Below are 26,461 nucleotides of genomic sequence, written 5' to 3' on the forward strand. Positions count from 1 at the left end.
CGCTCAGTTCTTGTTCGCCGCCTGCTGGTTCACGTCCGGCACGCGGGTCCAGGTCTGGGATCCGCACAGGATCTTGAGCATGCAGCCCGAGACGTTGAGTTCGGCCTCGCTCTCGCGCTCCAGGCTGACCGTATAGATCTTGCCTTCTTCGATGTTGTAGAGTTCGCCGGTGTATTTCTCGTCGTCCGGCTTGAGCCCTTCGATGAGCTGCAGGCCGATCACCGGCCGCGCGCGCTTCTTCGGGTCGGGATTTTTGAGATCGGTGCGGGGAGCGCCGTTGTCGAAGGTCGGCGTCTTGAGCCAGACGACCTTGCCGCAGACGAGCTTCTGACCGGGCCCGCAGCGATCGATCCGGATCTTGGCGCGGCCGTCGCCGGTGAGCCAGGTGCCGGACGGATCCTTCGCGGTGTCGGCGGCGGCGGCGGTGAGGCCGGCGAGAAGCAGGCTGGCGCTGAGAGCGAGTCGCATGGTTCGTCTCCGGGATTGGGGCGTCGCGGACGCCCGAGGGGTGGACGAAGTCGGTTGGTGCGCGACTAGGCCGTCGCAATCGGGCGATTTTTCGGCCGTGTTGCGGCAGAGCCACGGCTGCGCTTGGACCGGCCGGATCCGGGACGCCGCTTGAGGCACGGGGGGGCGCCCGCTATAAGCCCGGCGCCGAAGCGAAATTTTCGCTGCCGCGGCGCGTCCGGCCTCCCGGCGTGCCGCAAACCTTTTCCACAGACAGACCGGACGCACCATGGCCACCGAGCGCACCTTCTCGATCCTGAAGCCCGACGCGACGCGGCGGAACCTGACCGGCGCGGTCAATGCCGTGATCGAGGAGGCGGGCCTCCGCATCGTCGGCCAGCGTCGCATCCGCATGACCAAGGAGCAGGCCGAGAAGTTTTACGAGGTGCACAAGGAGCGCCCGTTCTTCGGCGAGCTCGTGACCTTCATGACCTCCGGCCCGGTGGTAGTCCAGGTTCTCGAGGGCGAGAACGCGGTGGCCAAGTACCGTGAGGTGATGGGTGCGACCAATCCGGCCCAGGCCGCCGAGGGCACGATCCGCAAGAAGTTCGCCGAGTCCGTCGGCGAGAACACCGTGCACGGCTCCGACAGCGCCGAGAACGCCAAGATCGAGATCGCGCAGTTCTTCAAGGATTCCGATATCGCCGCTTGAGGCAACGGGCGGTGGCGGGTTGGGCACACCGACCCGCCATCGTCACGCACCGCACCCGGCGGCATCGGGAATGCCGCCGTGTGTGACCGGGCCGTCCTTGACGGGACGGAGCCCGGAAGCGTCCAACAGCCGAGCTTAGCCAACCTCAGCCCTCGGACGACCCCGACCATGACGATGCGCCGCCTGCCCCTGCTGATCGCGACCGGCCTATTCGCCCTCGGCGCGACCGCCGCCCTCGCGGGCGGATCCTCGGCCCCTTTCCAGCAGTACGAGCCGGATCCGGCCCTCAAGACCGCCAGCAAGGCCAATCTCGAAGGCCGCGTGCGCCACGCCTGCACGATCGTCCAGGCCCGCATGACCAGCGCCCCCGAGGCGTCCCTGGAGCGCCCCTGCGGCTGCTACGCCAAGCAGACCCTGCGCAGCCTCGACGCCGCCGAGATCGAGGCCTACCGGACCACGGGCTACTTCAACGATTCCGCCCGCGCGAAGGCCCTCTCGGCGCTGGACAGCTGCAAACTGCAGCGCCCCGTCTGAGGACGCAGACAGGGCTGCTTCGGTAGATGTCGCCTCTGCGAGCGCAGCGAAGCAGCCCAGCGCATCGGAACGTCGGCGAGCGGGCGATGCCGGATCGCCGGGCTCCGCCCGCAGGGACGATGGGCCGCCCGCTAAAGGCTTAACAGAACGCCGTCGGGCGCCTCGTCGGCGATCACCACGCGGTCGCCGTCCAGGCGGGCGCGGCCGCCGGCCACCAGGGCGAGCACGGCCGGGTAGAGACGGCGCTCCTGCACGATCACCCGGTCGGCGAGGCTGTCGGGATCGTCGTCCTGGCGGACCGGGATCGCGGCTTGAGCGACGATCGGACCCGCATCCAGTTCCGGCACGACGAAATGCACGGTGCAGCCGTGCAGGCGCACGCCGGCGTCGAGCGCCTGCCGGTGCGTGTGCGTGCCCTTGAACAGGGGCAGGAGCGACGGGTGGATGTTGAGCATCCGGCCGGCCCAGGACGCCACGAAATCCGTCGTCAGGATCCGCATGAAGCCCGCGAGGCACACGAGGTCGACCTCGGCCCCCCGCAGGGCGGCGTCGAGGGCGGCATCGAAGCCGGCGCGGTCGGCGAAGGCCTTGTGGTCGATGGCCTGCGTCGGGATGCCCGCCTCCGCCGCGCGGGCGAGGCCGGCGGCTTCCGGGCGGTTCGACACGACGAGCACGATCTCGGCCGGGAAGGCGGGATCCTGCGCCGCCTCCAGCAGCGCGACCATGTTCGAGCCGCGCCCCGAGATGAGGATGGCGACGCGGGTCTTGCGGGCGGTCGCCATCAGAGGGCGAGGTTTCCGCTGAAGGTCACGGGCTCGGAGCCGCGCGCCGTGATCCGGCCGAGGCGCACGGGCGTCTCGCCGGCCCGGGTCAGGGCCTCGTCGACGTCGTCCACCGCGTCGGCGGCGGCGATCACCACCATGCCGATTCCGCAATTGAAGGTGCGCAGCATTTCCGCCTCGGCGACGCCGCCCTCGCGGGCGAGCCAGCCGAAGACCGGGGGCGGGGTGACCGCGTCGAGGTCGATGGCGATGCCGACATCGTCCGGCAGGACGCGGGGCAGGTTGTCCGGGAAGCCGCCCCCCGTGATGTGAGCGAGCGCCCGGATCCCGTCCGTGGCGCCGAGCGCCGCCAGCAGGGGCTTCACGTAGATCCGGGTCGGCTCCAGCAGCGCCTCGCCGAGGCTGCGCCCGGGGGCGAACGGGGCCGGCGCGTCCCAGCCGAGGCCGCTTTTCGCGACGATCCGGCGGACCAGCGAGAAGCCGTTGGAATGCACCCCGGAGGAGGGCAGGCCGAGCACAACGTCGCCGGGCCGGATCCCCGGACGCGGCAGAAGCGTGCCGCGCTCGGCGGCTCCCACCGAGAAGCCCGCGAGGTCGTAGTCGGATCCGTCGTAGAGGCCCGGCATCTCGGCGGTCTCGCCGCCGATCAGCGCGCAGCCCGCCTGCCGGCAGCCTTCGGCGATGCCGCGCACGATTTCGGCGCCGACGCCCGGGACCAGCTTGCCGGTGGCGTAGTAGTCGAGGAAGAACAGCGGCTCGGCGCCCTGGACGATGATGTCGTTCACGCACATCGCCACGAGATCGATGCCGATCGTGTCGTGGCGCCCGGTCTCGATGGCGATCTTGACCTTGGTGCCGACGCCGTCATTGGCCGCCACCAGGATCGGATCGTGGAAGCCCGCAGCCTTCAGGTCGAACAGGCCGCCGAAGCCCCCGATCTCGGCGTCGGCGCCCGGGCGCCGGGTCGAGCGCACCAGCGGCTTGATCGTCTCGACCATGGCGTTGCCGGCATCGATGTCGACGCCCGCCGCCGCGTAGGTGAGCCCCGTCTTCGGCTCGTTGCCGTCTTTGGCCGTCATGCCCGCGCCACCTCGTTCCAATCTGGCCCCGCTCTAGCGGCTTCGCGCGCGCCACGCGAGTCGGCTGCGGCGGCGCCTTGATCGGCACGCGCCGCATACCCACTCTGCCCGCGGGCGGGGTGTCTGGGGGAGCGTCGACGTGCGCGCACGGGCTGTGATCGGGCTGGCCGCCGTGGTCGCTCTGGGATTGATCATCTACCTCCTCCGGGAAGTGATGCTGCCCTTCGTGGCCGGCATCACCCTGGCCTATCTCCTCGATCCCCTGGCCGACCGGTTGGAGCGCCTCGGCCTCGGCCGGCTGGCTGCGAGCCTGCTGATTCTGGCGTTGTTCGTCGTCGTCCTCGTGGTGACGCTGCTGATCCTGATCCCGCTCACGGCCAATCAGGTCGTCGCCCTGGTCAATGCGCTGCCCGGAATGGTGTCGCGGCTCCAGGCCATCATCGCGGAGCGCTCCGGGTCACTGCTGGAACGCGTCGGCGGCGCGAATGTCCTCACGGAGCTGCAATCCTCCGTCGGAACGCTGGCGACCCAGGCGGGGACGTGGCTCCTGGCCTTTCTGAAATCCCTCTGGTCGGGCAGCCAGGCCCTGATCTCGATCGCCTCGCTTCTCGTGGTGACGCCGGTCGTCGCGTTCTACATCCTGGTGGATTGGGACCGGATGGTCGCGGCCATCGACGGCTGGGTGCCGCCCCGGCACCGCGCGACGGTGCGTGACCTCGCGCGCCAGATCGACGGCGCCGTCACCGGCTATGTGCGCGGCCAGACCCTGGTCTGCCTCATCCTGGGCAGCTTCTACGCGATCGGCCTCTGGCTGGTCGGCCTCAACTTCGGCGTGCTGATCGGCCTGATCGCGGGGTTTCTCACCTTCATTCCCTATGTCGGCACGCTCACCGGCTTCCTGCTCTCCGTCGGCGTCGCCCTGGTCCAGTTCTGGCCATCCGGGGACTGGCTGTATCTCGGCCTGACCGTGGGCGTGTTCCTCGTCGGGCAGTTTCTCGAAGGCAACGTCATCTCGCCGAAGCTCGTCGGCGATTCCACCGGGCTTCACCCGGTCTGGCTGATGTTCGCCCTGCTCGCCTTCGGCACGCTGTTCGGCTTCGTCGGGCTGCTGCTCGCTGTCCCGATCGCGGCCTCCATCGGCGTGCTCGTCCGCTTCGCCCTGGCCCGCTATCTGGAGAGCCGCCTCTACCATGCCGGACAGCCGATCTTGATCGAGCACGACGGCAAGGACGCTGCGGCCTTGACCTCCACGGGCGGGGGGTGATCCTGGGCGACACATGCGCGAGAACGCACCACCCCGACAATTGGCCTTCGACCTGCCCCTCGACCCACGCTATGGGCGCGAGGATTTCCTCGTGGGACCGGCCAACGATGCCGCCTACGCGCTGATCGAGGCTTGGCCGGACTGGCCGGACAGTGTCCTGGTCCTCACCGGTCCCTCGGGCAGCGGCAAGAGCCATCTCGCGGCGATCTGGGCAGAGCGCGCCCATGCCTGGACCCTCCCGGCCGCCGAGCTGGGCACCGACGCGATTCAGCACCTCATCTCGAACGGCGCTCTGGTCATCGAGGACATCGACCGGACGGAACGGCTCGACGAGGCGGCGCTGTTCCATCTGCTCAACCGGGCGCGGGAGCGCGCCTGCCCGATCCTGCTGACGAGCGGCACCGGGATCGACGCCCTCGGCCTCGCCACGCCGGACCTGCGCTCGCGGCTCCGGCTGGCGCCGCGCATCGCCATCGAGGCGCCGGACGACGCCCTGCTGCGGGCGGTCCTGGTCAAGCTGTTCGTGGACCGTCAGCTGGTGGTCGATCTCGGGGTAATCGATTCGCTGGCCCTGCGCATCGACCGGTCGCTGGGCCGCGCCCGGGACGTCGTCGCCGAGCTCGACCGCGACGCCCTCGGGCGCGGACGCCGGATCAGCCGGCCGCTCGCGCTGGCCGTCCTGCGGCGCATGGGACTGGACGACGAGCCCGATCCGGCCGGCTGAACGCGGAATGCGGCGGCCGTCACGAAACTGTCGTGAAGGCCGCCGGTCTAGGGTGATACACGCTCCGCCGCCGCGAGGAGCGACGCGTAGAGACAGGGATCGGGGATGGAATCGACGCAGAAGCCCGTGGACCGCGACGCCGCCGACGAGGCAGCCGAGCCCCGTCGGCGCGCGGCGGCCAATCCGACGACGCGGCGCGCGCCCGCGACCCGGCGCACGCAGACCGACTCGATCGCCGCCGGGGCCGCTCCGGCAGCCGCCGCCGACGCCAGTGACGAGTGGCCGGCAGCCGCGGCTCCGGCGGAGCCCGTTGCCGGCGCGGCCCGCGAGCCGGTGCTGGAGGCCGGTCGGTCCCTCCGCCACTCGCCGGAGCGCTTCGTGAACCGCGAGCTGTCCTGGCTGCAGTTCAACCGGCGCGTTCTGGAGGAGGCGTCGAACCCGAATCATCCGCTGCTGGAGCGCCTCCGCTTCCTGTCGATCTCGGCCAACAACCTCGACGAGTTCTTCATGGTCCGCGTGGCCGGCCTGATCGATCAGGTGCGGGCCGGGATCACGGTCCCGTCGCAGGACGGCCTGTCGCCGTCCGAGCAGCTGGCCCGGATCGGCGTGGAGGTCTCGCGCCTCGCCGCCGACCAGCAGGCCCGCTGGCGTGAACTGCGCGCGGAGCTGCACGCCGCCGACATCGACATCGTCGAGCCCGCCGCCCTCTCGGCCGATCAGGCGGCGTGGCTGGAGGAGTATTTCCTCAACCACGTCTTCCCGGTCCTGACGCCGCTCGCGATCGATCCGGCCCACCCGTTCCCGTTCATCCCGAATCTCGGCACCACCATCGCGCTGATGCTGGTGCGTCCCAAAGACGGCCGGCTGCTGCGCGCCCTCATCCGCCTGCCCGGCGTGATCGACCGCTTCGTGCGCCTGCCGGTGAGCGACAGCGAGACCGCGGCGCGGCTGATCACGATCGAGCAGGTGATCGGGATGTTCACCGGGCGGCTCTTCCCGGGCTACCTCGTCAAGGGCAGCGGCGCATTCCGCGTCGTCCGCGACTCCGATCTGGAAATCGAGGAGGAGGCGGAGGACCTCGTCCTGCATTTCGAGACGGCCCTGAAGCAGCGGCGCCGGGGCGTCGTGATCCGGCTCGAGGTCGAGGCGGGCATGTCGGAGGATCTGCGCAGCTTCGTCGCCGACGAGCTGGAGATCGCCGCGGACGCGATCTTCATCGTGGAGGGCATGCTCGCCCTGAACGAGCTGTCCCAGGTGGTCGGGATCGACCGGCCGGACCTGAAGTTCAAGCCCTACAATCCCCGATTCCCGGAGCGCATCCGCGAGAGCGGCGGCGATGTCTTCGCGGCGATCCGACAGAAGGATTTCATCGTCCACCACCCCTACGAATCCTTCGATTCGGTGGTGCAGTTCCTCGCGCAGGCCGCCCGTGACCCGAACGTGGTCGCGATCAAGCAGACGCTCTACCGGACCTCGTCCAACTCGCCGATCGTCGCGGCGCTCGCCGAAGCCGCGGAGCTGGGCAAGTCCGTCACCGCGCTGGTGGAACTGAAGGCGCGCTTCGACGAGGAAGCGAATATTCGCTGGGCGCGCAACCTTGAGAAGGCCGGCGCGCAGGTGGTCTTCGGCTTCGTGGAGCTGAAGACCCACGCCAAGCTGTCGCTGGTGGTCCGTCGGGAGGGCGACAAGCTGGTCACCTACTGCCACGTGGGCACCGGCAACTACCACCCGATCACCGCACGGGTCTACACGGACCTGTCCTTCTTCACGGCGGACCCCGCCATCGCGCGGGACGTGTCGCGCATCTTCAACTTCATCACCGGCTACGCCGAGCCCGCGGAGCTGGAGCGGATGGCGGTCTCGCCATTGACGCTGAAGAATCGCCTCCTCGAGCACATCGACGCGGAGGTCGCCCATGCGAAGGCGGGTCGCCCGGCGGCGATCTGGATCAAGTGCAACTCGCTGGTCGACAGCCAGATCATCGACGCGCTCTACGACGCCTCGGAAGCCGGGGTTCAGATCGACTGCGTGGTCCGCGGCATCTGCTGCCTGCGGCCCGGCATCCCGGGCCTGTCGGAGACGATCCGGGTGAAGTCGATCGTCGGGCGCTTTCTGGAGCACGGGCGCATCTACGCCTTCGGCAACGGCGTCGGGCTGCCGCACCCGAAGGCCACGGTCTACATCTCCTCCGCCGACCTGATGAGCCGGAACCTCGACCGCCGCGTGGAGGCGCTGCTGCCGATCACCAATCCGACGGTGCATCAGCAGGTGCTCGATCAGATCATGCTGGCCAACCTGCTCGACAACCGTCAGAGCTGGCGCCTGCTGGCTTCGGGCGGCTGCGAGCGGATCCAGCCGGCCGATGGCGAGGAGCCGTTCAATGCCCACAAGTACTTCATGACCAACCCCAGCCTCTCGGGACGCGGGAAGGCCTCGAAGAAGTCGAGCCCGCGCGCCCTGAGCCGGCGCGCGCAGCGCAGCTGAGTTTCGCCGCGCAGCGACACTGGGCTAAACCTCCCGCACGGCGCGCCGGCAGGCGCACCGGGCTCATGAAGGACTCGGACGCTTGGGCAGCCCTCGTGCCAACCTCACCCTCGCGCATGATGCGGAGACGATCGGCAGCGCCGCGCATCAGCCGGTGGCAATCATCGATATCGGCTCCAATTCGGTGCGGCTCGTCGCCTATGACGGCCTGACGCGGGCACCGACGCCGCTCTACAACGAGAAAGTGCTGTGCGGTCTGGGCCGCAACGTCCTGACGACCGGTCGGCTGAACGAGGAGGCGGTGACCCGGGCGCTCGCCGCCCTCGCGCGGTTTCGGGTGCTGTGCGAGACGATGCGCGTGGGCCAAGTGTTCGTGCTCGCCACGGCGGCGGCCCGGGACGCCGAGAACGGTCCGGATTTCCTGCGCGCCGCGGAGGCGGCCTGCGGCCAGGAGATCCAGCTGCTCTCCGGACGGCGCGAGGCAGAATTGTCGGCGCTCGGCGTCGTCTCGGGCTTCCACGCGCCGAACGGGGTCGTGGGCGACATGGGCGGCGGCTCCCTCGAACTCGTGGACGTTCGCGGGACCGTGGTCGGTCAAGGGGTGACCATGCCCCTCGGCGGCCTAGCCCTCCAGGATCTGTCCGGCGGCTCGCTCAAGAAAGCATCGAAGATCGTCCGCGAGTATATGCGCAAGGCCGCGCCGCAGCTCGAGACCCTGCGCGGGCGGACCTTCTACGCGGTCGGCGGCACCTGGCGGGCGATCGCGCGGCTTCACCAGGCGGCCCGCGGCTACCCCGTCCACGTGATGCATGGCTACGCGGTGGAGCCGAGCGACGAGCTGAGTTTCCTGCAGGTCGTCGAGCAGACGGATGTGGCGCTGCTGCAGGACGTCGACGCGATCTCGGAAGCACGGCGCCCGCTGCTCGCCTACGGCGCCGTCGTGTTGGAGGAGATCATCCGGGTCGGACGCCCGCGGGAGGTGGCGATCTCGGCATCGGGGGTCCGCGAGGGCCTGCTGTTCGAGCAGCTCGACCGCGACACCCGGCTGCTCGATCCGCTTCTGGCCTCGGCTTCGGAGTTCAATGTTCTCCGGGCGCGCTCGCCACGCCACGGGGAAGAGTTGATCGCCTGGACGGACCAGTTCGTCGCGACGCTCGACGGTCACGAGACCGCCGACGAGCGCCGTCTGCGCCATGCGGGCTGCCTGCTGTCGGATGTCGGCTGGCGGGCACATCCCGATTATCGCGACGAGCAGAGCATCGCGGTGATCCAGAACGCGGCGTTCGTCGGTGTCGACCATCCGGGGCGGGCCTATCTCGCCCTGGCGGTATCGCTGCGGCATACCGGGCTCGCCCCGGAAAAGGCGAACCCGATGCTCCGGAGTGTGGCCGGTCCGCGCCTGTTCGAACGGGCCCGTCTGCTGGGCGCGTTGCTCCGCGTCGCCTTCCCGATCTCCGCCGGCATGGACGGTGCCCTCGGGCGGGCCCCGCTGGCCGTCGAAGACGGCCGCGTGGTGCTGCGGCTGCCCCATGCCTGGGAGGCCTTGAGCGGCGACCGCCTGTTGAACCGCGTTCGCGGTCTCGGACGCATCATCGGCCTCGACGGGCGCGTCGAGATTACGGGCGGATCCTTCTGATCTGATCCAGGCCGGGACCGGACGGAGCGACAGCGCACCTACGAGTCCGCCGCCGCAGGTCGGGTGAGCGACGCGGCGGATTCTTCGCCCTCGGGAATGCGGCGCGTCGCGTTCCTGCGCGCCCTCGTCGCGAACGCGCGATACGCCTCACCGCGACCCAGGCCTCGCAGGCAGCAGTTCCGAAGATAGGCAGACCGGCGCAGGCCGGTTCTCGGACGCGATGGGCATTCCCCCTTAGAACGAGCACGACACAGCGAAGCATTGCGCTAGATATCGCATCTCTTGAGATTTCATTTTTTCGTTTTCAATTTCTATAGGGACAGAATTACTCATAAGGCCGCTTAATAACAGTCGTAATTATCGATACGACCTCGTCAAACCAAGAACGATTCATTTTTAGCGCGTGCAATCGGCAGATTATTCCGCTAAGAGGCTGGAATAAATTTCTCCCAGAACGATCTTGGAATAAATCGGCATGAATTTGCTCGGCAAATTTTCAATTAGAGCAATGATGCTCACGATCATAATTGTAATGGCCGTTATGCTTCTGGGCTATTCGGGAGATAATCTGGTCTCTGCACACCTGACGGCGCAGCAGGCCCGGGAAGCTGTCAGTCTGTCCCGCGCGAGCCGGCACCTGCTCAAGACGATTCTTCCAGTACGGCTCGAACGGGGCTCCTCTCTTACCCTCGGCGGTGAGGACGTCGCCGACAATGACAGCCTCGCCGCCATCGCCACGAACCGCGAGGCGATGATCACAAACCTCAAGGTCGTCCTGGACCTGCTGCGGGACCAGAACGTGCCCGCCGTGACTGCAACACTCAACCGTCTCCATGCGGCTCAGGAGGCCGTGAACGCGCTCCGTCCCCGCGTGGATGCCGCCCTGCGTGTCCCGAAGGCGCAGCGAGACCCCACGCTGCTGCCGATGGTCCTCACCGCCTTTCAGGAACTTCTCGACGCGCTGACGGCGACCACGGACGCCGTGGATGCGGCGATCCCGCGCTCCGACGCGATCCTGCAGCGCTATCTCGTCCTCAAGCGGTCCGCCTGGACGACCCGCGTCGCAATCGGGAACGTCGCCCTGCGGGTCCAGACATCGTTGGCCGCCGGAACCTCTTGGTCGCTTCCCGAGACGGTGGCCGCGGCCGAGGAGCGGGCTCAGGTCCGGACAGCCTGGCTGAACACGAGCGAGGCTGCCGCCGACCTGTCGGAGACCGCGCGCGCGGCGTTCGAGAAAGCCAAGCACAACAATTTCGAGGGTGAGGCCGCCGCCGGGGCCAAAACGATCTTCGATGCCCTGAGCCAGCAGCGGCCCGCGCCCTACACGTTCCAGCAAGTGCGGCGACGGAACACCGCCGAGCAGATGACCATCGTCAATCTCGCCGATTCGGCCCTGGACGAGATGGTCGCCCGCGCCGAGACCCTTTCGGACTTGGCACGCCACGGTGTTCTGCGCAATGCCGCAGCCCTCCTGGCGGCCGCGCTGCTCGTCGTCCTGGGGCTCATTGCCCTGGTCGGGGGCGTGCTGCGGCCACTCCGGATCGTCGCCGGCGCGATGCGGTCGCTGACTGCCGGCGAAACGACGGTCGATCTTCCCGTGGCCGCGTATCGGAACGAGTTCGCCCCGATCATGGCGGCCGTGCAAGCGTTCCGGGACAACCTGACCCGCACCCGCGAATTGGAGGTCGAGGCCGAGCGGGCGCGCCTGGATGCCGATGACCAGCGGCGGGAGAGCCTGCGCCAGATGGCCCAGCGCTTCGAGCAGGCGGTCGGCGGCATGATCGGCCAGGTCGGGACGTCAGCCTCCGCACTGCAGGTGACGGCGCAGACGATGACCGCGACCGCCACGCAGACGGCCGGACAATCGGCAACGGTCGCGGCCGCCGCCGAGCGGGCGTCCAAGAACGTCAACACCGTCGCGGTCGCCGCCGAGGAACTGGGTGCATCCGTGCAGGAGATCGGGCGTCAGGCCGATGGTTCGGCGGAGCTCGCGCAGGTGGCTGCGGCCGAGGCCGATCGGACCGCGGCGCGCGTGCGAGAGTTGAGCAGCGCCGTGGACAAAATCGGCGACGTCGTGGGGCTCATCTCATCGATCGCCGAGCAGACCAATCTGCTGGCCCTCAACGCCACGATCGAGGCCGCCCGCGCCGGCGCCGCCGGTCGGGGCTTCGCGGTCGTGGCCTCCGAGGTCAAGGCACTGGCTGAGCAGACGGCCAAGGCCACGGCGGAAATCTCCGGCCAGATCGCGGCGGTCCAGGCGTCCACCGGTCAGGCGGTCGAAGCCATCGGGGCGATTACCGCCCGGATCCAAGAGATCAACGGCGTGGCGACCTCGATCGCGGCGGCCGTGGAGGAGCAGGGCGCGGCGACCCAGGAGATCGTGCGCAACGTCGGGCAAGCCGCCGTCGGAACCGGGGAGGTCACCAGCAATATCACCGGCGTCGCTCAGGCGGCGGAGAGCACCGGACAGGCCGCGAGTCAGGTTCTCGATGCGGCCTCCGTCCTGTCGAATCAGTCCGAGCACCTGACCGCCGAGGTCGGACGATTCCTGGCCAGCGTCCGCGTGTCCTACGCCGTTTCGGCCGCGCAGGTCAGGCTGGTGCAGGACAGCTTCGCGAAGGTGCAATCGCTGGGCGACACCGCCTCGGACTTGTTCTACGGGCGCCTCTTCGAGACCGCCCCCCAGGTCCGCTCGCTCTTCTCGAACGATATGAGCGCGCAGAAGCGGAAGCTGATGGCCATGCTGGCCCTGACGGTGGCGAACCTGGATAAGCCGGAAGCTTTGGTCGCGACGGTGCGCGACCTCGGGGATCGGCACGTCGGCTACGGCGCCCTGCAGGCTCATTACGAGCCCGTCGGCGCCGCGCTGCTGTGGACCCTGGAACAGGGTCTGGGCTCGGACTTCACGCCGGAGATCCGACAGGCATGGTCCGAGACTTATCGGGTCATCACCGGTCTGATGACCATGGCCGGAACCGCGAAGGCCGCATGAGCCGGTTTCCCTGCGCAGGCTCGATCGACATCGGCCTCTCCGCGCGCATGATCGCCCGGAGATGACCTGGAGAAGCGCGACGCCGTCCGTGATCGGGGCGTCGCCGCATCTCAGGCGACCCGATCGGAGAAGATCGCCTTCTTGACCACGGCGTGGACGCCCCAATTGCCGTCCACGACCTGCGTGATCCCGAAATCGACCGCCACCGACATCAGCGAGATGGCCTCGTCCTCGGTGAGCCCCTTCGCGTGCATCAGGAACTGGCGCATCTTCCGGAAGGCGTCGCGCATGGCGAGGTCGATGGAGGATTTCTGAAAGATCGCAGTCTGTGCGTCCGGGCCGAGATCGCGCAGGTAGTTCGGGTAGCTGAAGCCCGACAGCACCCAGTCTTCCCGGGTTTCGATCATCGGGAAATCGAGCGCTTCGAGCGGCGTTCCGGGCAGGTCGGCCTTCTTGTGCAGGATGAACTGAAAGGTGCCGGTGAGCGAGCACTCGATCGCGGTGCCGCACAATTCGGAATCGCCCTGGCTGGCATGGGGGTCCCCCACTGAGAACAGGGCGCCCGGCACCGCCACAGGAAAGTACAGCGTCGCGCCCTTGCCGATCCGCCAATTGTCGATGTTGCCGCCGGTATAGCTCGGCGGGATCGTGTTGACCCGGTCGGCCTCGGCCGGCGCGACGCCCATGGTGCCGAAGTGCGGACGGATCGGTACCCGGATGCCCTTGAGAACCTCGTAGGTCTTCTGCGTCTTGGAATGATCGACCGGCAGGCCGGGATAGTCGATGGTCGGGTGGGAGACGCCGAACGGATCGGTGACCCCGGGCCAGCGGAAGCTGTAGACCGCCCGGGCCCAGTCGCGCTCGCCGGTGGCGTCGACCTCGTAGATCGTGACGACCTCGCGCGGTTTATCGCCGGTGATCAGGTCGTTGTAATGATAGCCCCACCAGGCTGCCGCGTTGCTGCCGAAGGCGAGACCCTTGTATTTGGGATTGGCGCAGGGGCGGGGCGCCACGTCGAGGATCCGCACTTCCAACACGTCGCCGGGCTCGGCGCCGCGCATCGCCACCGGGCCGGTGCAGATATGAACGCCCTGACCGCCGCCGGGGCCGATCTTCGCGTCGAGGGCGCCGGCACCACGGGGCGAGACGCCCATCTTATCCTTGGTCCAGAGATAGACGCTCTCGGCGCCCGGATCGCCCTGGATCATCCGCTCGGCATCGTCGCTCGCCTGATGGGTGAGCGTCTCGATGGTGACGAAGTCCCCTGAGCCGATCTCGACCTTCGGCTTGAGGCTGCGGCTGAAGAAGCCCCAATGGACGGTCTCGGCATTCGCCGGCAGGTGATAATGCGCGGTGGCGGCGATCTTGGCCCCGCTCGCCTGGGCCAGAGCCGGGCTCACCAGCGAGGGGCCGCCCGCCGCGAAGGCCGCGGCGGCGCCGGTCGCCGCGAAGCTGCTCTTCAGGAACGCGCGCCGTTCCGGTTCCAGATCCCGCCGGAACCGGCGGCGATGCTCCTCGAAGGCGTGGCAGGTTGGATCGTCGCCCGCGCACATAGCGTCTTCTCCCGATGGTTTCGTAACCGCGGGAGCGGTAAGCAAATCGACGGCCACGCTCGCGGCCGTCGACCGGCGTTCCTCATTCGGAGATCATGCCGACGCCGCTCTCTTCGACCCTGGCCGAAACGGCCTCGTCCGCCTGAGCCTCGACGACGGCCGCAGCCGTGACGTTGACGATGCCGCGCGCGGTCACCGAGGGCGTCAGGATGTGAGCGGGCTTGGCCGGCCCGATCAGCAGGGGGCCGACCGGCAGGGCATCCGCCAGCACCTTGGCGAATTGGAACGCGATGTTGGCCGCGTCGAGATTCGGGAAGATCAGGACATTGGCCGCGCCCTTCAGCCGCGACCCCGGAAGCACGCGCTCCCGGACCATCTCGCTCAGCGCCGAATCCGCCTGCATCTCGCCGTCGACCTGAAGCTCCGGGTCACGCCGCTGCAGGAGCGCGAGGGCGTCGCGCATCTTCATCGCGGAGGGCGAATCCGACTGGCCGAAATCGGAATGGCTCAGGAGCGCGATCTTCGGGGTCATCCCGAAGCGGCTGACATGGCTGGCGCAGGCCTGCGCCACGTCGGCGATCTCCTCGGCGGTGGGGTTCTGGCGGACATGGGTGTCGGCCAGGAAGTAGGCGCCGTTATGGGTCACCACGAGGCTCATCGCCGCGCATTGCTCCACGCCCGGCGCGAGCCCGATCACGTCGCGGATGATGCGCAGCCGGGTCTCGAACCGACCCTCCAGGCCGCAGATCAGCGCGTCGGCCTCGCCCCGGCGCACCGCGATGGCGCCGATCACGGTGTTGTTGGTGCGCACCAGCGTGCGGGCCGCGTCCGGCGTGATGCCGCGCCGGCCCGCGACCTCGAGATAGGTCTGCACGTAGGCGCGGTAGCGGGGATCGTCCTCGGGATCGATCAGCTCGAAGTCGCGGCCGTGCTCGATCGACAGGCCGAAGCGCTTCAGCCGGGTCTCGACCACCCGCGGACGGCCGACCAGGATCGGCCGCGCGACCTTGTCCTCGACGATCGCCTGGACGGCGCGGAGCACCCGCTCGTCCTCGCCCTCGGCGTAGATCACGCGCTTGGGCTCGACCTTCGCCTTCGAGAAGAGCGGCTTCATGATCAGGCCCGACCGGTGCACGAACCGGTCGAGGCTGTCGACATAGGCATCGAAATCCGCGAGCGGCCGGCCGGCCACGCCCGAATCCATCGCCGCCTTGGCGACCGCCGGGGCGATGCGCAGGATCAGCCGCGGGTCGAAGGGGCTCGGGATCAGGGATTTCGGCCCGAACGGCCGGGCCTCGCCGCCATAGGCGCGGGCGACCACATCGGAGGTGGTCTCGTGGGCCAGACCCGCGATCGCCTTCACGGCGGCCTTCTTCATCTCCTCGTTGATCTTGTGGGCGCCGACATCCAGCGCGCCGCGGAAGATGTAGGGGAAGCAGAGGACGTTGTTGACCTGGTTCGGGAAATCCGACCGGCCGGTGCAGATCATCGCGTCCGGCCGCTCTTTCTCGGCCAGATCCGGCATGATTTCCGGATAGGGGTTGGCGAGCGCCATGATCAGCGGCTTCTCGGCCATCTCCTTCAGGTATTCGGGCTTCAGCACGCCGCCGGCCGAAAGGCCGATGAACACGTCCGCTCCCGGGATCACCTCGGCGAGCGTCCGCTTGTCGGTCTCCTGGGCGTAGATGTCCTTCCAGCGGTCCATCAGCTCCGGGCGGCCCTTGTAGACCACACCCTTGATGTCGGTGACCGTGATGTTCTCGCGGGTCGCGCCGAGCGAGACGAGCAGGTTCAGGCAGGCCAGGGCCGCCGCGCCCGCGCCGGAGGTGACGATCCGGACGTCCGACAGGTTCTTGCCGGCGAGTTCCAGGCCGTTGAGGACGGCGGCCGCCACGATGATCGCGGTGCCGTGCTGGTCGTCGTGGAAGACCGGGATGTTCATCCGGGCCCGGCACTGCTCCTCGACCTCGAAGCACTCGGGAGCCTTGATGTCCTCGAGGTTGATGCCGCCGAAGGTGGGCTCAAGGGCACAGACCACATCGACGAGCTTGGACACGTCCTTCTGGTCGACTTCGATGTCGAAGACGTCGATGCCGGCGAATTTCTTGAACAGGACGGCCTTGCCCTCCATCACGGGCTTCGAGGCGAGCGGACCGATATCGCCCAGGCCCAGCACGGCCGTGCCGTTGGAGAGCACCGCCACGAGGTTCTGGCGGATCGTGAGGGTCGCGGCCTCCTGGGGATCGTCGTGGATCGCCATGCAGGCGGCGGCGACGCCCGGAGAATAGGCCAGGGCGAGGTCGCGCTGGTTGCCCAGCGGCTTGGTTGCCTGGATCTCCAGCTTCCCGGGCTTGGGCAGGCGGTGGTAGACGAGCGCCCCGGCCTTGAGGTCCTCGGACATGTTATCGGCCATCGCCCACGCTCCCGCTCACCTTTTTCACCGAGGACGACGCGGTCGCGCCTCGCACGGGCTCGCGTCTTGACCGGTCTGTTGCACCGGCTGCGCAGGGGGCGCAACCCGCACAACGAGACGCGGCTCCACCTCGCCAAACTGGCGAGGACCTACGGCTTCTCCATAGGCGCCTATTCGTATGGGCGTCCAAAAGTCCGCTTCCCGGAGAGCGGGCGGCGGCTGACGATCGGCCGGTATTGTTCCATCGCCGACAAGGTCGAGATCCTTCTCGGGGGCGACCATCGGCTCGACTGGGCGTCGACCTATCCATTTGCGGCCATGCGCGGGCTGTTCCCGCATGCCCGGGCGCCCGAGGATTACCATGCCTCCCGGGGCGACGTGGTGATCGGGCACGATGTCTGGCTCGGGTCCGGCTGCATGATCCTGTCCGGCGTCACGGTCGGGCACGGGGCCGTGGTGGCGGCAAGGGCCGTCGTGACGCGCGACGTGCCGCCCTACGCCATCGTGGCGGGCAACCCGGCGCGGGTGGTGCGGCACCGGTTCGACGCGGCCACGGTGGCGGCGCTCGTGGCGGCGGCGTGGTGGGATCGGCCGCACGACACGGTCACCCGGCTGGTGCCGCTGCTGCAGAGCGGCCGGATCGCGGATCTGCTCGCGGCGTTGCGCGTCAGCGCGGATTCCCGTACCGGCGGGGCCCAAATCGACGACGACCCGAGACCTGGACGATGACCGACACGCCTCCCGACCGCCTCGCCGCCAACCCCAACAGCCCGTTCTACGACGAGAAGGCGCTGGAGCGCGGAGTCGGTGTCCGATTCAAAGGGGTCGAGAAGACCAACGTCGAGGAATATTGCGTGAGCGAGGGCTGGGTCCGGCTCTCGGCCGGCAAGACCCTCGACCGGGCCGGCAACCCGATGACCGTGAAGCTGAAGGGTACGGTGGAGCCTTATTTCCGGGACCCGTCCGCGGAGGCCTGATCGCCCTTCCTGGCAAGAGCGCCCTGGAAGTTGCGCACGGCCTCTGCGACGAGAATCCGAAGTCGCTCCGGGGAGCTCGGTCCGTCGATGATGAGGCTTGCGAGAATATCGGTGCGGCGGGACCGTTGCTTGGCGGTGCGCGGGTGGTTCGAGACGCGCAGGTGCCACGGGCCATCGGGCCGCTTCAGATACAGGCTGTCGCCGCGTTCGTTCCGGGCGACGACCGTGAAGCCGTTGGCCTCCAGCATCCGCGCCGCGAGGGCCAGCGCCTTCAGCGGCGAGAGCGGCCCGTCGGCGCTCACGATCCGGCGGGCTCGATCGTGCCGAGGCGACGCCGACCCAGCGCCCGCACCTTGAGCGCCAGGGCCGGCCGCTCGATTCCGTACCAGGACATGGCGGCGACCGGTACGGTCAGGGCGAGGGCGGGGGCCAGCAATGCGGCTCCCGAGACGTCCGGCCACAGGGCATGCAGGCTCTGCTGGATCGGCCAGCCGTAGAGATAGATCCCGTAGGACAGGTCGGCCGGCGGATCGAACGGTCCACGCGCCAACGGGCCGAGGGCGAGCCAGACCACGCCGTAAGCCTCGGCCAGGAACAGCAGGGCCGGATAGGCCGGTGTCCGCGCGAGGACGAACGCGCCGAAGGCCAGGCAGGCGAGGGCGGCGGCCGAGACCCGCAGGCGGGCGCGCCACAGATAGAGCCCGGCCCCGGCCGCGAAGATCATCGGCAGGCGCAGTGCCGTCTCGGTGCCCTTGGGCAGGTCGAGGCCCCGCAGGGCGCCCATGACGACCAGCGCCAGCGCCAGGCCCACGACAATGATCAGGGCCGACCAGCGCCGCCGGAGCAGACCGCACAGGGCGGCGACGAGAACGCCGAGATAGCACAGCACCTCGTATTTCAGCGTCCAGACCGTTCCGAGGGGCGCCCGGTACGGGTTGCTCTCGAAGACGCCGGGGAGGGCGGCGTTGCTCTTGAAGGTCGTCAGCGTCCCACGGATGAACGACCACAGGCCGGGGTCGCCCAGATACGCGGAGACGGGCAGGCGAGTCATGGCCGCGCCGAGCCCCAGCGATACGACCAGCGTCGCCGCCACGAGTCCCGGCAGGATCCGCAGGGTCCGGGCGATGGCGTAGTCGCGGATGCCGCGGCGGTCGCAGCTCATGGTGACGAGGAAACCCGACACGGCGAAGAAGCCGTTCACCGCGTGCTCCCCGAGCGTGTAGCCGGTCAGACGGGCGAGAGGCTCGTCGCCGGCCGCGCCGGTCGCGACGCTGAACGCGTGGGACACGACGACCGCCAGGGCCAGCATCAGCCGCAGGCCGGTGAAGCCGTTGCGCTGGGCTTCGAGTGCGGCCGCGATCGTCGAGGCGCTCATTCGGTCAGGCCCTCTTGGGCCAGGGCGTCACGGCCGCGCAGGAAGGCGAGGGCGCCCGCGGCCGAGCCGCCGTAGCGCTCCATGCCCGACCGGCGCAGAACCAGCGCCGACAGCAGCGCCTTCGGGACGTTGGTCATCAGGGTGGCGCGGCTCGGGTCAGGAAGGCCGTACTTGCGGCTGACATAGGCGCGCGACCAGGCCTGATGCCAGCGCGATCGGAACACGCGGCCCGGCTCCGGCGCCGAGGACCGGCCGCGACCGTGCAGCGCTTCGGCCCCGTGGACGTGGATCAGCGCTCGGCCGCGATCGGCGACGCGCCGGCAGAGATCATCGTCCTCGTAGAACAGGAAGATGTTCTCGTCGAAGCCGCCGAGATCTAGGAACAGGGCGCGCGGCATCATCAGGCAGGCCCCGGAGAGGAACGGTGCGCAGGCATCGCCCTGGGGCAGCGCAGGCCGGCCGCCGGGATTGACGAGATAGGGCGCCAGCAGCGAGCGTGCCTGGAAGAAGAAGCGCCCATCGGATTCGACGAGGCGCGGGGCCAGAAGGCCCGCATCGGGCCACATCCGGGCGGCCTCCAGCAGGGCATCCACCGCCCCCGGACGCAGGACCACGTCCGGGTTGACGATCAGGATGTGCTCCGCCGTCTCGGCGGCCCGGACGCCCCGGTTGTTGGCGCGGCCGTAACCCTCGTTGCGGGCGTTGCGGATCACCTGCGCGCCGGCAGCTTCCGCGACCGCCGCGGAGGCGTCGCGGCTGGCATTGTCGACCACGATCGCCGGGACGTGCTGACCGGCGAGCGCGGCGAGGCAGCCGGGCAGCACCGCGGCGCTGTCGTGGGCGACGACGATCGCGACGAGGCTCGGCACCGCGCGGCCGGTCCGCGGCCGGTCTAAGCGGACCTCAGGCCTTCTTCTCGGGCAGGTTGAGGCGGATGTGCAGCTCGCGCAGCTGCTTCGGGGTCGCCTCCGAGGGCGCGCCCATCATCAGGTCCTCGGCGCGCTGGTTCATCGGGAACAGCACCACCTCGCGGATGTTCGGCTCGTTGCACAGGAGCATGACGATGCGGTCCACACCCGGCGCGATGCCGCCGTGCGGCGGGGCGCCCATGCGGAGCGCATTCAGCATGCCGCCGAACTTCTGCTCCAGCACCTCGTGGCCGTAGCCGGCGATGGCGAAGGCCTTCTCCATCACGTCCGGGCGATGGTTGCGGATCGCGCCCGAGGACAGCTCCACGCCGTTGCAGACGATGTCGTACTGGAACGCCTTGATCCCGAGGATCCGCTTGGTGTTCGCGCCGTTCTCATCCTCGCTGGCGAGGGCGTCGAGGTCGAGCGCCAGGAACTCCTCGCGGTCGATGTTCGGCATCGAGAACGGGTTGTGGGAGAAGTCGATCCGCTTCTCCTCCTCGCTCCACTCGTACATCGGGAAGTCGGTGATCCAGCTGAACGCGTACTGGTCCTTGTCGCAGAGGCCCAGCTCGTCGCCGATGCGGATGCGCGCCTTGCCGGCAAGGCCGGCGGCCTTGGCCTCGGGACCGGCGGAGAAGAAGACCGCGTCGCCGGCCTTCGCGCCCGCCCGCTCGGCGATCAGCGCCTGAACCTCGGCCGGGATGAACTTGGCGATCGGCCCCTTGCCGGAGAGCTGGCCGTTCTCCTCCTCGAACACGACGTAGCCGAGGCCCGGCGCGCCCTCGGAGCGGGCCCAGTCGTTGAGCCTGTCGAAGAACGAGCGCGACTGCGCCGCCGCGCCAGTCGCCGGAATCGCCCGGACCGCGCCGCCGGAGGCGATCACGCCCTTGAACGCCTTGAACGCCACGTCATCGCGGGCGAACAGGTCGGTGACGTCGGCGATGATCAGCGGGTTGCGCAGGTCCGGCTTGTCGACACCGTATTTCAGCATCGAATCCGCGTAGGTGATGCGCGGGAATTCCTTCGTGACGCGCTTGCCGTCGGCGAACTCCTCGAACACCCCGCGCAGGACCGGCTCCACCGCCTGGAACACGTCCTCCTGGGTGACGAAGCTCATCTCGATGTCGAGCTGGTAGAACTCGCCCGGCGAGCGGTCGGCGCGGGCGTCCTCGTCGCGGAAGCAGGGCGCGATCTGGAAATAGCGGTCGAAGCCCGCGATCATCGTCAGCTGCTTGAACTGCTGCGGCGCCTGCGGGAGGGCGTAGAACTTGCCGGGATGGACCCGCGACGGCACGAGGTAGTCGCGGGCGCCCTCGGGCGAGGAGGCGGTCAGGATCGGGGTCTGGAACTCGAAGAAGCCGCCGTCGCGCATCCGGCGGCGGAGCGAATCGATGATCGCGCCACGCTTCATGATGTTGGCGTGGAGCTTCTCCCGACGCAGGTCGAGGAAGCGGTACCGCAGCCGCGTCTCCTCGGGGTATTCGAGGTCTCCGAAGACCGGCAGGGGCAGCTCGCCCGCCGGGCCGAGCACCTCGAGGTCGTCGATGTAGACCTCGACCGCGCCGGTCGGCAGCTCGGCATTCTCGGTGCCGGCCGGGCGCGTGCGGACGCGGCCGTCGATCCGCACGACCCATTCCGAGCGCACCGCCTCGGCGGCCTTGAAGGCCGGGGAATCGGAATCGATCACGCACTGCGTCAGGCCGTAATGGTCCCGCAGATCCACGAACAGCACGCCCCCGTGGTCGCGGATGCGGTGGCACCAGCCGGAGAGGCGGACACTCTGCCCGACGTCGGACGGGCGGAGCGCCCCGCAGGTGTGGGAACGGTAACGGTGCATGATGGGCTTCTTCTGAGGGAAGGCCGGCACCATTCACGCAAGGCCCCCCAAGTCAAGCGCGCGGCAAGCAGGACCGCTCCGAAAGCCGCGCCGCAATCGCCGTGCGGCCTACCGGGCGGACCCTCGAATCCCCATATGATGTCCATGAACGACAACGTTTTTTTCGCGCCGGAGCGACCCGCGAGGCCCGCGCCTGGAAGCGCTCCTGCCGGGTGGCGGACCCTGCCCCTCGCAGGCCATTTCGACCTCGTCTACGAGGACGCGGCCGGCGCCTGGAGCAACCGCTCCCTCGACGCGCGCGAGCTCAGGCTCGGTCCGGGCCGGACACTGCTCGGCGGCATCGATGCGCGACGCGGTGGCTATCGCGGGTTTCGGGTCGACCGGATCCGCCGGCTCGTCGATGGGGCGACCGGTGAGCGTATCGAAACCGGGATCCTCGACCGTCTGCTCGGGCGCGCGGAGGCGCAGCGACGGGCCGACGCCCTGCGAATCCGCCGGCAGACGCGGCTGCGCCGAAAGGCGGCTGTGGGGTCTCCGGCGTGACGAACGTCGCGCGGCGGTAACGGAACGCGCGCGAAAGATGGGGACCCGAGCGGGTGCGTCTCCCCATGTCGGCTGCGGTTGCGTATAGCCGATGCATGGACCTGATCACCACCACTGACGCGCTGCGCCAGATCTGCACACGTCTCGCCGAGCAACCCTTCGTGACCGTCGACACGGAGTTCATGCGCGAGACGACGTACTATCCGAAACTCTGCCTGATCCAGATGGCGGCCCCGGACGGCACAGGCGTCCTGGTCGATCCGCTGGCGCCGGGGATCGACCTCGAACCCTTCATCGCGCTCATGGCCGACGAGCGTACGGTCAAGGTGTTCCACTCCGCCCGGCAGGATCTGGAGATCATCTGGCTGATCGGCGGGATCCTGCCGCATCCGTTCTTCGATACGCAGGTCGCCGCCATGGTCTGCGGCTACGGCGACTCCGTCTCGTACGAGCAGCTCGTCAACGACGTCGCCAAGGCCAAGATCGACAAGTCTTCGCGGTTCACCGACTGGTCGCGGCGACCGCTCTCCGAGGCGCAGTTGAGCTACGCGCTGTCGGACGTCACCCACCTCGTGAGGATCTACGAGGTTCTCGTGGCCGAGCTGCTGCGCACCGACCGGGGCGCGTGGCTCGACGAGGAAATGGCAGTGCTGACCTCGCCCGAGACGTACCGTGCCGATCCCGCCCAGGCGTGGCGGCGGCTCTCCGGGCGGATGCGCAAGCCGCGGGAAATCGCCGTGCTGATGGAAGTGGCCGCGTGGCGCGAGAGCGAGGCGCAGGCGCGCAACGTTCCGCGCGGGCGGATCCTGAAGGACGAAGCGGTCATCGATATCGCATCCGCGGCGCCTCGGAACGCCGAGGCGCTCGGGCGGCTGCGGACGATCCCGGCGGGATTCGAGCGGTCCCGGACCGGGGCCGACATCGTCGCTGCCGTGGAGCGCGGGCTCGCTCGCGACACCAGCGCCGTCCGGATGCCCGAGCGGGTGCGGCGGAGCGGGGGCAACGGGGCCATCGTCGAGTTGCTGAAGGTGCTGCTCAAAGCGGTCTGCGAGACGGAGGGCGTCGCGCCCAAGATCATCGCGACGGTCGACGACCTGGAGGCGATCGCCGATGACGATACCGCCGAGGTTCCGGCCCTCCAGGGCTGGCGCCGGACCCTGTTCGGGGACAAGGCCCTGGCTCTGAAGCAGGGACGTCTGGCGCTCTCCGTCGAGGCCGGCCGCATCGTGGTGCGCCCGCCCCAGGGTGACACCGCGCCGGACGGCGTCGAGCGGGCCGGATGACAGCGCCGAGCCCGCAACGGGACAAATGACGCGCTCGGGCGTGACTCGCAGAAGGGCCGGGATTAAATGGCAATCGGATTGCCGCTTAGTCCCGCCCTTGCGCCCCGCGTATGTTCGAATCCAACGAGATCCTGAAGACGCTGACGGGGCGCGGTCTCGTATCGGCGGAGGGCTGTGAACCGGCTCGCGTCCGCTACCGGCTCGTGGTCGAGCGGCGCGAAGGCGGCATCGTCGCGTACGGCAACCTCTACGGCAGTTCAGCAGGCCTCCGGCCGATATGGCTCGAGCCGGATGCCCAGCTCAGGCTCTCCAACGGCCGCCGGCTCAACATCTCCGTGACGGATCTGGTCGGCGACGTCGCCGAGTTCGAGAGTACGGGACCGGTCGGCGCACTCTGACGCCCCGTCCAACACAGCACACCTGACAATCAGGCCCCCGGCGGCATCGCCCCGGCCAGAAACCGATCGTTCCGGATCCGGGACGATTCGGCAATTTGTCGCGCCTGACGCAGGCTGCGACGGACCGGATCCGCGAAAAATTCGGATGCGGCGACTGGGCGCAGACGGGCAAACCGGGAAAATTCGGCAATGAACGGGCGTCGGACCGTTCTGCAGTGCAGTTGACTCGCCGACGTCCCGCGCGTTCGCTTCGACCCGCCATGCGGCCAGACCAAGCGGGCGGCGCATGCAGACACCCAGCAAAGCTTGTTCGTTTGCAAGATCCGCATGGGAGGCGCCGACGTCTCCGTCAGTTCTGCCTCAAAGAACGGCAAGCTCCTTGTGCATCGCAGCATTTCTTTTCGCAAACGCATGACATCGACCATGCCTTTGTCATGCGAAGAGAAGCTTTCACCGTGTGACCACAGCCCTCGAACGGCGAGTTGACGGCGCTCAAAAATCTCTTAAGGTCCGTTCAAGCCTCGGTTTCGAGGGAGCCGCCTCAGGGATGGCGGTTCCTGGCTAGGGGATCAGTAGATCTCCTCGAAGTCCACTATGCCCGCTACCGAGGCGTCCATCCCTGTCGCAAACAGTCAGGTCGGAGTCCGCGTGACGCCGTTATCGCTGCGCGTCGCAAATACTCTCAAGACTTGTCGGAGGAACCCATGAGAGCGGTACATCTCCTTGCGCTCGGCGCAGGTGTCGCGGCCGTCGCCGCGCCGGCGCTGGCCAATGAAAGCGTCATGAAGGGCATCGCCAACCCGGCGGAACAGGTTCTTCAGACGGTAGATTACGCGAATACGCGTTATTCGAAGCTCGACCAGATCAACGCCAAGAACGTCAAGGATCTCCAGGTCGCCTGGACGTTCTCGACCGGCGTTCTGCGCGGCCACGAGGGCTCGCCGCTCGTCGTCGGCAACATCATGTACGTGCACACGCCGTTCCCGAACATCGTGTACGCCCTCGACCTCGACCACGAGGCGAAGATCATCTGGAAGTACGAGCCGAAGCAGGATCCGTCCGTGATCCCGGTCATGTGCTGTGACACGGTCAACCGTGGCCTGGCCTATGCCGACGGCGCCATCCTCCTGCACCAGGCCGACACCACCCTCGTGTCGCTCGACGCCAAGACCGGCAAGGTCAACTGGTCGGTCGTGAACGGCGATCCGAAGAAGGGCGAGACCAACACCGCCACGGTTCTGCCCGTGAAGGACAAGGTCATCGTCGGCATCTCCGGCGGCGAGTTCGGCGTGCAGTGCCACGTCACCGCCTACGACCTGAAGACCGGCAAGAAGGTGTGGCGCGGCTACTCCGAGGGCCCGGACGATCAGATGATCGTGGACCCGGAGAAGACCACGTCGCTCGGCAAGCCGATCGGCAAGGACTCCTCGCTGAAGACCTGGGAAGGCGATCAGTGGAAGACCGGCGGCGGCTGCACCTGGGGCTGGTTCTCGTACGACCCGAAGCTCGACCTGATGTACTACGGCTCGGGCAACCCCTCGACCTGGAACCCCAAGCAGCGTCCGGGCGACAACAAGTGGTCCATGACCATCTGGGCGCGTAACCCGGATACCGGCATGGCCAAGTGGGTCTACCAGATGACCCCGCACGACGAGTGGGACTACGACGGCATCAACGAGATGATCCTCACGGATCAGAAGGTTGACGGCAAGGACCAGCCGCTCCTGACCCACTTCGACCGTAACGGCTTCGGCTACACGCTGAACCGCGAGACCGGCGCCCTGCTCGTCGCCGAGAAGTTCGACCCGGCCGTCAACTGGGCGTCCAAGGTCGACATGGACAAGGGCTCGAAGAACTACGGCCGTCCGCTGGTCGTGTCGAAGTACTCGACCGAGCAGAACGGTGAGGACACCAACTCCAAGGGCATCTGCCCGGCGGCGCTGGGCACCAAGGATCAGCAGCCTGCGGCCTTCTCGCCGAAGACCAACCTGTTCTACGTGCCCACCAACCACGTCTGCATGGACTACGAGCCGTTCCGGGTGACCTACACCCCGGGCCAGCCCTACGTCGGTGCGACCCTCTCGATGTACCCGGCCCCGAACTCGCACGGCGGCATGGGCAACTTCATCGCGTGGGATGGCGTCAACGGCAAGATCAAGTGGTCCAACCCCGAGCAGTTCTCGGTGTGGTCCGGTGCTCTGGCCACCGCTGGCGACGTCGTGTTCTACGGCACGCTTGAGGGCTACCTGAAGGCGGTCGACGACAAGACCGGCAAGGAGCTGTTCAAGTTCAAGACCCCGTCGGGCATCATCGGTAACGTGATGACCTACCAGCACAAGGGCAAGCAGTACGTGGGCGTCCTCTCGGGCGTCGGCGGCTGGGCTGGCATCGGCCTCGCGGCCGGCCTGACCGACCCGAACGCCGGCCTCGGCGCGGTGGGTGGCTACGCGGCTCTGTCGCAGTACACCAACCTCGGCGGCCAGCTGACGGTCTTCGCCCTGCCGAACTAATCGGCCG

At 68.5% G+C, this 26,461-nt stretch carries 22 protein-coding genes; 13 read left to right on the top strand and 9 right to left on the bottom strand.

The genetic code is table 11. The features are described 5' to 3' along the window. Positions 1-3 precede the first annotated feature (3 nt). Positions 4-468, bottom strand: coding sequence for a DUF2147 domain-containing protein (locus tag BM396_RS02295; protein WP_043347075.1), 465 nt, complete (start codon positions 466-468; stop codon positions 4-6). 268 nt (positions 469-736) lie between these two features. On the opposite strand from BM396_RS02295, the gene ndk reads away from it, so the two are divergent. Next, on the top strand, positions 737-1,159 hold the full coding sequence (ndk, locus tag BM396_RS02300) for a nucleoside-diphosphate kinase (protein WP_043073092.1): 423 nt from the start codon (positions 737-739) through the stop codon (positions 1,157-1,159). Positions 1,160-1,327: 168 nt separating this feature from the next. Continuing rightward, positions 1,328-1,693 carry a hypothetical protein gene (locus BM396_RS02305; protein WP_043383689.1) on the top strand — a complete coding sequence of 122 codons (366 nt, stop codon included), beginning with the start codon at positions 1,328-1,330 and terminating at the stop codon, positions 1,691-1,693. A 131-nt stretch (positions 1,694-1,824) separates the two neighbouring features. Here the strand turns inward: BM396_RS02305 and purN are convergent, their stop codons facing one another. Together purN and purM are read right to left on the bottom strand one after the other, a co-directional pair. Beyond that, complete coding sequence (gene purN, locus BM396_RS02310; RefSeq protein WP_043383690.1) at positions 1,825-2,475, bottom strand: phosphoribosylglycinamide formyltransferase; 651 nt, start codon at positions 2,473-2,475, stop codon at positions 1,825-1,827. Beyond that, a complete protein-coding gene (gene purM / locus BM396_RS02315) occupies positions 2,475-3,554 on the bottom strand; it encodes a phosphoribosylformylglycinamidine cyclo-ligase (RefSeq protein ID WP_043383692.1) in 1,080 nt (359 codons plus the stop codon). The genes purN and purM overlap by 1 nt, the downstream gene beginning before the upstream one ends. 139 nt (positions 3,555-3,693) lie before the next feature. Between purM and BM396_RS02320 the strand changes: the two genes are divergently transcribed. From BM396_RS02320 to BM396_RS02340, 5 genes are all read left to right on the top strand, one after another. Continuing rightward, positions 3,694-4,818 carry an AI-2E family transporter gene (locus BM396_RS02320; RefSeq protein WP_043383693.1) on the top strand — a complete coding sequence of 375 codons (1,125 nt, stop codon included), beginning with the start codon at positions 3,694-3,696 and terminating at the stop codon, positions 4,816-4,818. A 13-nt stretch (positions 4,819-4,831) separates the two neighbouring features. Next, a complete protein-coding gene (locus tag BM396_RS02325; protein ID WP_043383695.1) occupies positions 4,832-5,542 on the top strand; it encodes a P-loop NTPase family protein in 711 nt (236 codons plus the stop codon). A 105-nt stretch (positions 5,543-5,647) separates the two neighbouring features. After that, positions 5,648-8,026: an RNA degradosome polyphosphate kinase gene (locus tag BM396_RS02330; protein WP_043383697.1), complete on the top strand. Its 2,379-nt coding sequence runs from the start codon at positions 5,648-5,650 to the stop codon at positions 8,024-8,026. Between the two features lie 82 nt (positions 8,027-8,108). After that, positions 8,109-9,662, top strand: coding sequence for an exopolyphosphatase (gene ppx, locus BM396_RS02335; RefSeq protein ID WP_043383698.1), 1,554 nt, complete (start codon positions 8,109-8,111; stop codon positions 9,660-9,662). A 532-nt stretch (positions 9,663-10,194) separates the two neighbouring features. Beyond that, positions 10,195-12,654 carry a methyl-accepting chemotaxis protein gene (locus BM396_RS02340; protein ID WP_244538792.1) on the top strand — a complete coding sequence of 820 codons (2,460 nt, stop codon included), beginning with the start codon at positions 10,195-10,197 and terminating at the stop codon, positions 12,652-12,654. A 110-nt stretch (positions 12,655-12,764) separates the two neighbouring features. Here the strand turns inward: BM396_RS02340 and BM396_RS02345 are convergent, their stop codons facing one another. Continuing rightward, positions 12,765-14,207 (bottom strand): acetamidase/formamidase family protein, encoded by a 1,443-nt coding sequence (locus BM396_RS02345; protein ID WP_043350875.1) that lies wholly within the window; start codon positions 14,205-14,207, stop codon positions 12,765-12,767. Positions 14,208-14,289: 82 nt separating this feature from the next. Continuing rightward, positions 14,290-16,620 (bottom strand): NADP-dependent malic enzyme, encoded by a 2,331-nt coding sequence (locus tag BM396_RS02350; RefSeq protein WP_043383701.1) that lies wholly within the window; start codon positions 16,618-16,620, stop codon positions 14,290-14,292. 78 nt (positions 16,621-16,698) lie between these two features. Here BM396_RS02350 and BM396_RS02355 point away from each other — a divergent pair, with 78 nt between their 5' ends. Together BM396_RS02355 and BM396_RS02360 are read left to right on the top strand one after the other, a co-directional pair. Then, positions 16,699-17,349, top strand: coding sequence for a CatB-related O-acetyltransferase (locus tag BM396_RS02355; protein ID WP_051976103.1), 651 nt, complete (start codon positions 16,699-16,701; stop codon positions 17,347-17,349). After that, complete coding sequence (locus BM396_RS02360; protein ID WP_043353490.1) at positions 17,346-17,597, top strand: DUF3297 family protein; 252 nt, start codon at positions 17,346-17,348, stop codon at positions 17,595-17,597. Before BM396_RS02355 ends, BM396_RS02360 begins: the two co-directional genes overlap by 4 nt. On the opposite strand, the gene BM396_RS02365 is transcribed toward BM396_RS02360, so the two are convergent. From BM396_RS02365 to aspS, 4 genes are read right to left on the bottom strand one after another with little or no spacing between them, the layout of a single operon-like run. Then, positions 17,567-17,899, bottom strand: coding sequence for a type II toxin-antitoxin system HicA family toxin (locus BM396_RS02365; RefSeq protein ID WP_043383704.1), 333 nt, complete (start codon positions 17,897-17,899; stop codon positions 17,567-17,569). The two genes, BM396_RS02360 and BM396_RS02365, sit on opposite strands and share 31 nt — an antisense overlap. Further along, on the bottom strand, positions 17,896-18,972 hold the full coding sequence (locus BM396_RS02370; RefSeq protein WP_043383706.1) for an acyltransferase family protein: 1,077 nt from the start codon (positions 18,970-18,972) through the stop codon (positions 17,896-17,898). Before BM396_RS02370 ends, BM396_RS02365 begins: the two co-directional genes overlap by 4 nt. Continuing rightward, on the bottom strand, positions 18,969-19,841 hold the full coding sequence (locus BM396_RS02375; protein WP_043383709.1) for a glycosyltransferase family 2 protein: 873 nt from the start codon (positions 19,839-19,841) through the stop codon (positions 18,969-18,971). The genes BM396_RS02370 and BM396_RS02375 overlap by 4 nt, the downstream gene beginning before the upstream one ends. A gap of 34 nt (positions 19,842-19,875) precedes the next feature. Next, positions 19,876-21,720: an aspartate--tRNA ligase gene (gene aspS, locus BM396_RS02380; protein WP_043383756.1), complete on the bottom strand. Its 1,845-nt coding sequence runs from the start codon at positions 21,718-21,720 to the stop codon at positions 19,876-19,878. A gap of 144 nt (positions 21,721-21,864) precedes the next feature. Between aspS and BM396_RS02385 the strand changes: the two genes are divergently transcribed. From BM396_RS02385 to xoxF1, 4 genes are all read left to right on the top strand, one after another. Continuing rightward, entirely contained in the window at positions 21,865-22,263 is a 399-nt protein-coding gene (locus BM396_RS02385; RefSeq protein ID WP_081948687.1) for a hypothetical protein, read from the top strand. A 95-nt stretch (positions 22,264-22,358) separates the two neighbouring features. Next, positions 22,359-23,546, top strand: coding sequence for a ribonuclease D (gene rnd / locus BM396_RS02390; protein WP_043383710.1), 1,188 nt, complete (start codon positions 22,359-22,361; stop codon positions 23,544-23,546). Between the two features lie 110 nt (positions 23,547-23,656). After that, a complete protein-coding gene (locus BM396_RS02395) occupies positions 23,657-23,944 on the top strand; it encodes a hypothetical protein (protein ID WP_043356694.1) in 288 nt (95 codons plus the stop codon). Between the two features lie 704 nt (positions 23,945-24,648). Beyond that, complete coding sequence (gene xoxF1 / locus BM396_RS02400; RefSeq protein WP_043356691.1) at positions 24,649-26,454, top strand: lanthanide-dependent methanol dehydrogenase XoxF1; 1,806 nt, start codon at positions 24,649-24,651, stop codon at positions 26,452-26,454. Positions 26,455-26,461 lie beyond the last annotated feature (7 nt).

The organism is Methylobacterium sp. UNCCL125, from assembly GCF_900116795.1.
GTDB classification, from domain to species: Bacteria; Pseudomonadota; Alphaproteobacteria; order Rhizobiales; family Beijerinckiaceae; genus Methylobacterium; species Methylobacterium fujisawaense.

Coding starts and splice junctions, on each gene's coding strand:
- BM396_RS02360 (WP_043353490.1), top strand. CDS start 17,346: ATGACCGACACGCCTCCCGACCGCCTCGCCGCCAACCCCAACAGCCCG.
- xoxF1 (WP_043356691.1), top strand. CDS start 24,649: ATGAGAGCGGTACATCTCCTTGCGCTCGGCGCAGGTGTCGCGGCCGTC.
- BM396_RS02395 (WP_043356694.1), top strand. CDS start 23,657: ATGTTCGAATCCAACGAGATCCTGAAGACGCTGACGGGGCGCGGTCTC.
- purN (WP_043383690.1), bottom strand. CDS start 2,475: ATGGCGACCGCCCGCAAGACCCGCGTCGCCATCCTCATCTCGGGGCGC.
- aspS (WP_043383756.1), bottom strand. CDS start 21,720: ATGCACCGTTACCGTTCCCACACCTGCGGGGCGCTCCGCCCGTCCGAC.
- BM396_RS02305 (WP_043383689.1), top strand. CDS start 1,328: ATGACGATGCGCCGCCTGCCCCTGCTGATCGCGACCGGCCTATTCGCC.
- BM396_RS02345 (WP_043350875.1), bottom strand. CDS start 14,207: ATGTGCGCGGGCGACGATCCAACCTGCCACGCCTTCGAGGAGCATCGC.
- BM396_RS02295 (WP_043347075.1), bottom strand. CDS start 468: ATGCGACTCGCTCTCAGCGCCAGCCTGCTTCTCGCCGGCCTCACCGCC.
- ndk (WP_043073092.1), top strand. CDS start 737: ATGGCCACCGAGCGCACCTTCTCGATCCTGAAGCCCGACGCGACGCGG.
- BM396_RS02350 (WP_043383701.1), bottom strand. CDS start 16,620: ATGGCCGATAACATGTCCGAGGACCTCAAGGCCGGGGCGCTCGTCTAC.
- purM (WP_043383692.1), bottom strand. CDS start 3,554: ATGACGGCCAAAGACGGCAACGAGCCGAAGACGGGGCTCACCTACGCG.
- BM396_RS02370 (WP_043383706.1), bottom strand. CDS start 18,972: ATGAGCGCCTCGACGATCGCGGCCGCACTCGAAGCCCAGCGCAACGGC.
- rnd (WP_043383710.1), top strand. CDS start 22,359: ATGGACCTGATCACCACCACTGACGCGCTGCGCCAGATCTGCACACGT.
- BM396_RS02340 (WP_244538792.1), top strand. CDS start 10,195: ATGGCCGTTATGCTTCTGGGCTATTCGGGAGATAATCTGGTCTCTGCA.
- BM396_RS02325 (WP_043383695.1), top strand. CDS start 4,832: ATGCGCGAGAACGCACCACCCCGACAATTGGCCTTCGACCTGCCCCTC.
- BM396_RS02330 (WP_043383697.1), top strand. CDS start 5,648: ATGGAATCGACGCAGAAGCCCGTGGACCGCGACGCCGCCGACGAGGCA.
- BM396_RS02385 (WP_081948687.1), top strand. CDS start 21,865: ATGAACGACAACGTTTTTTTCGCGCCGGAGCGACCCGCGAGGCCCGCG.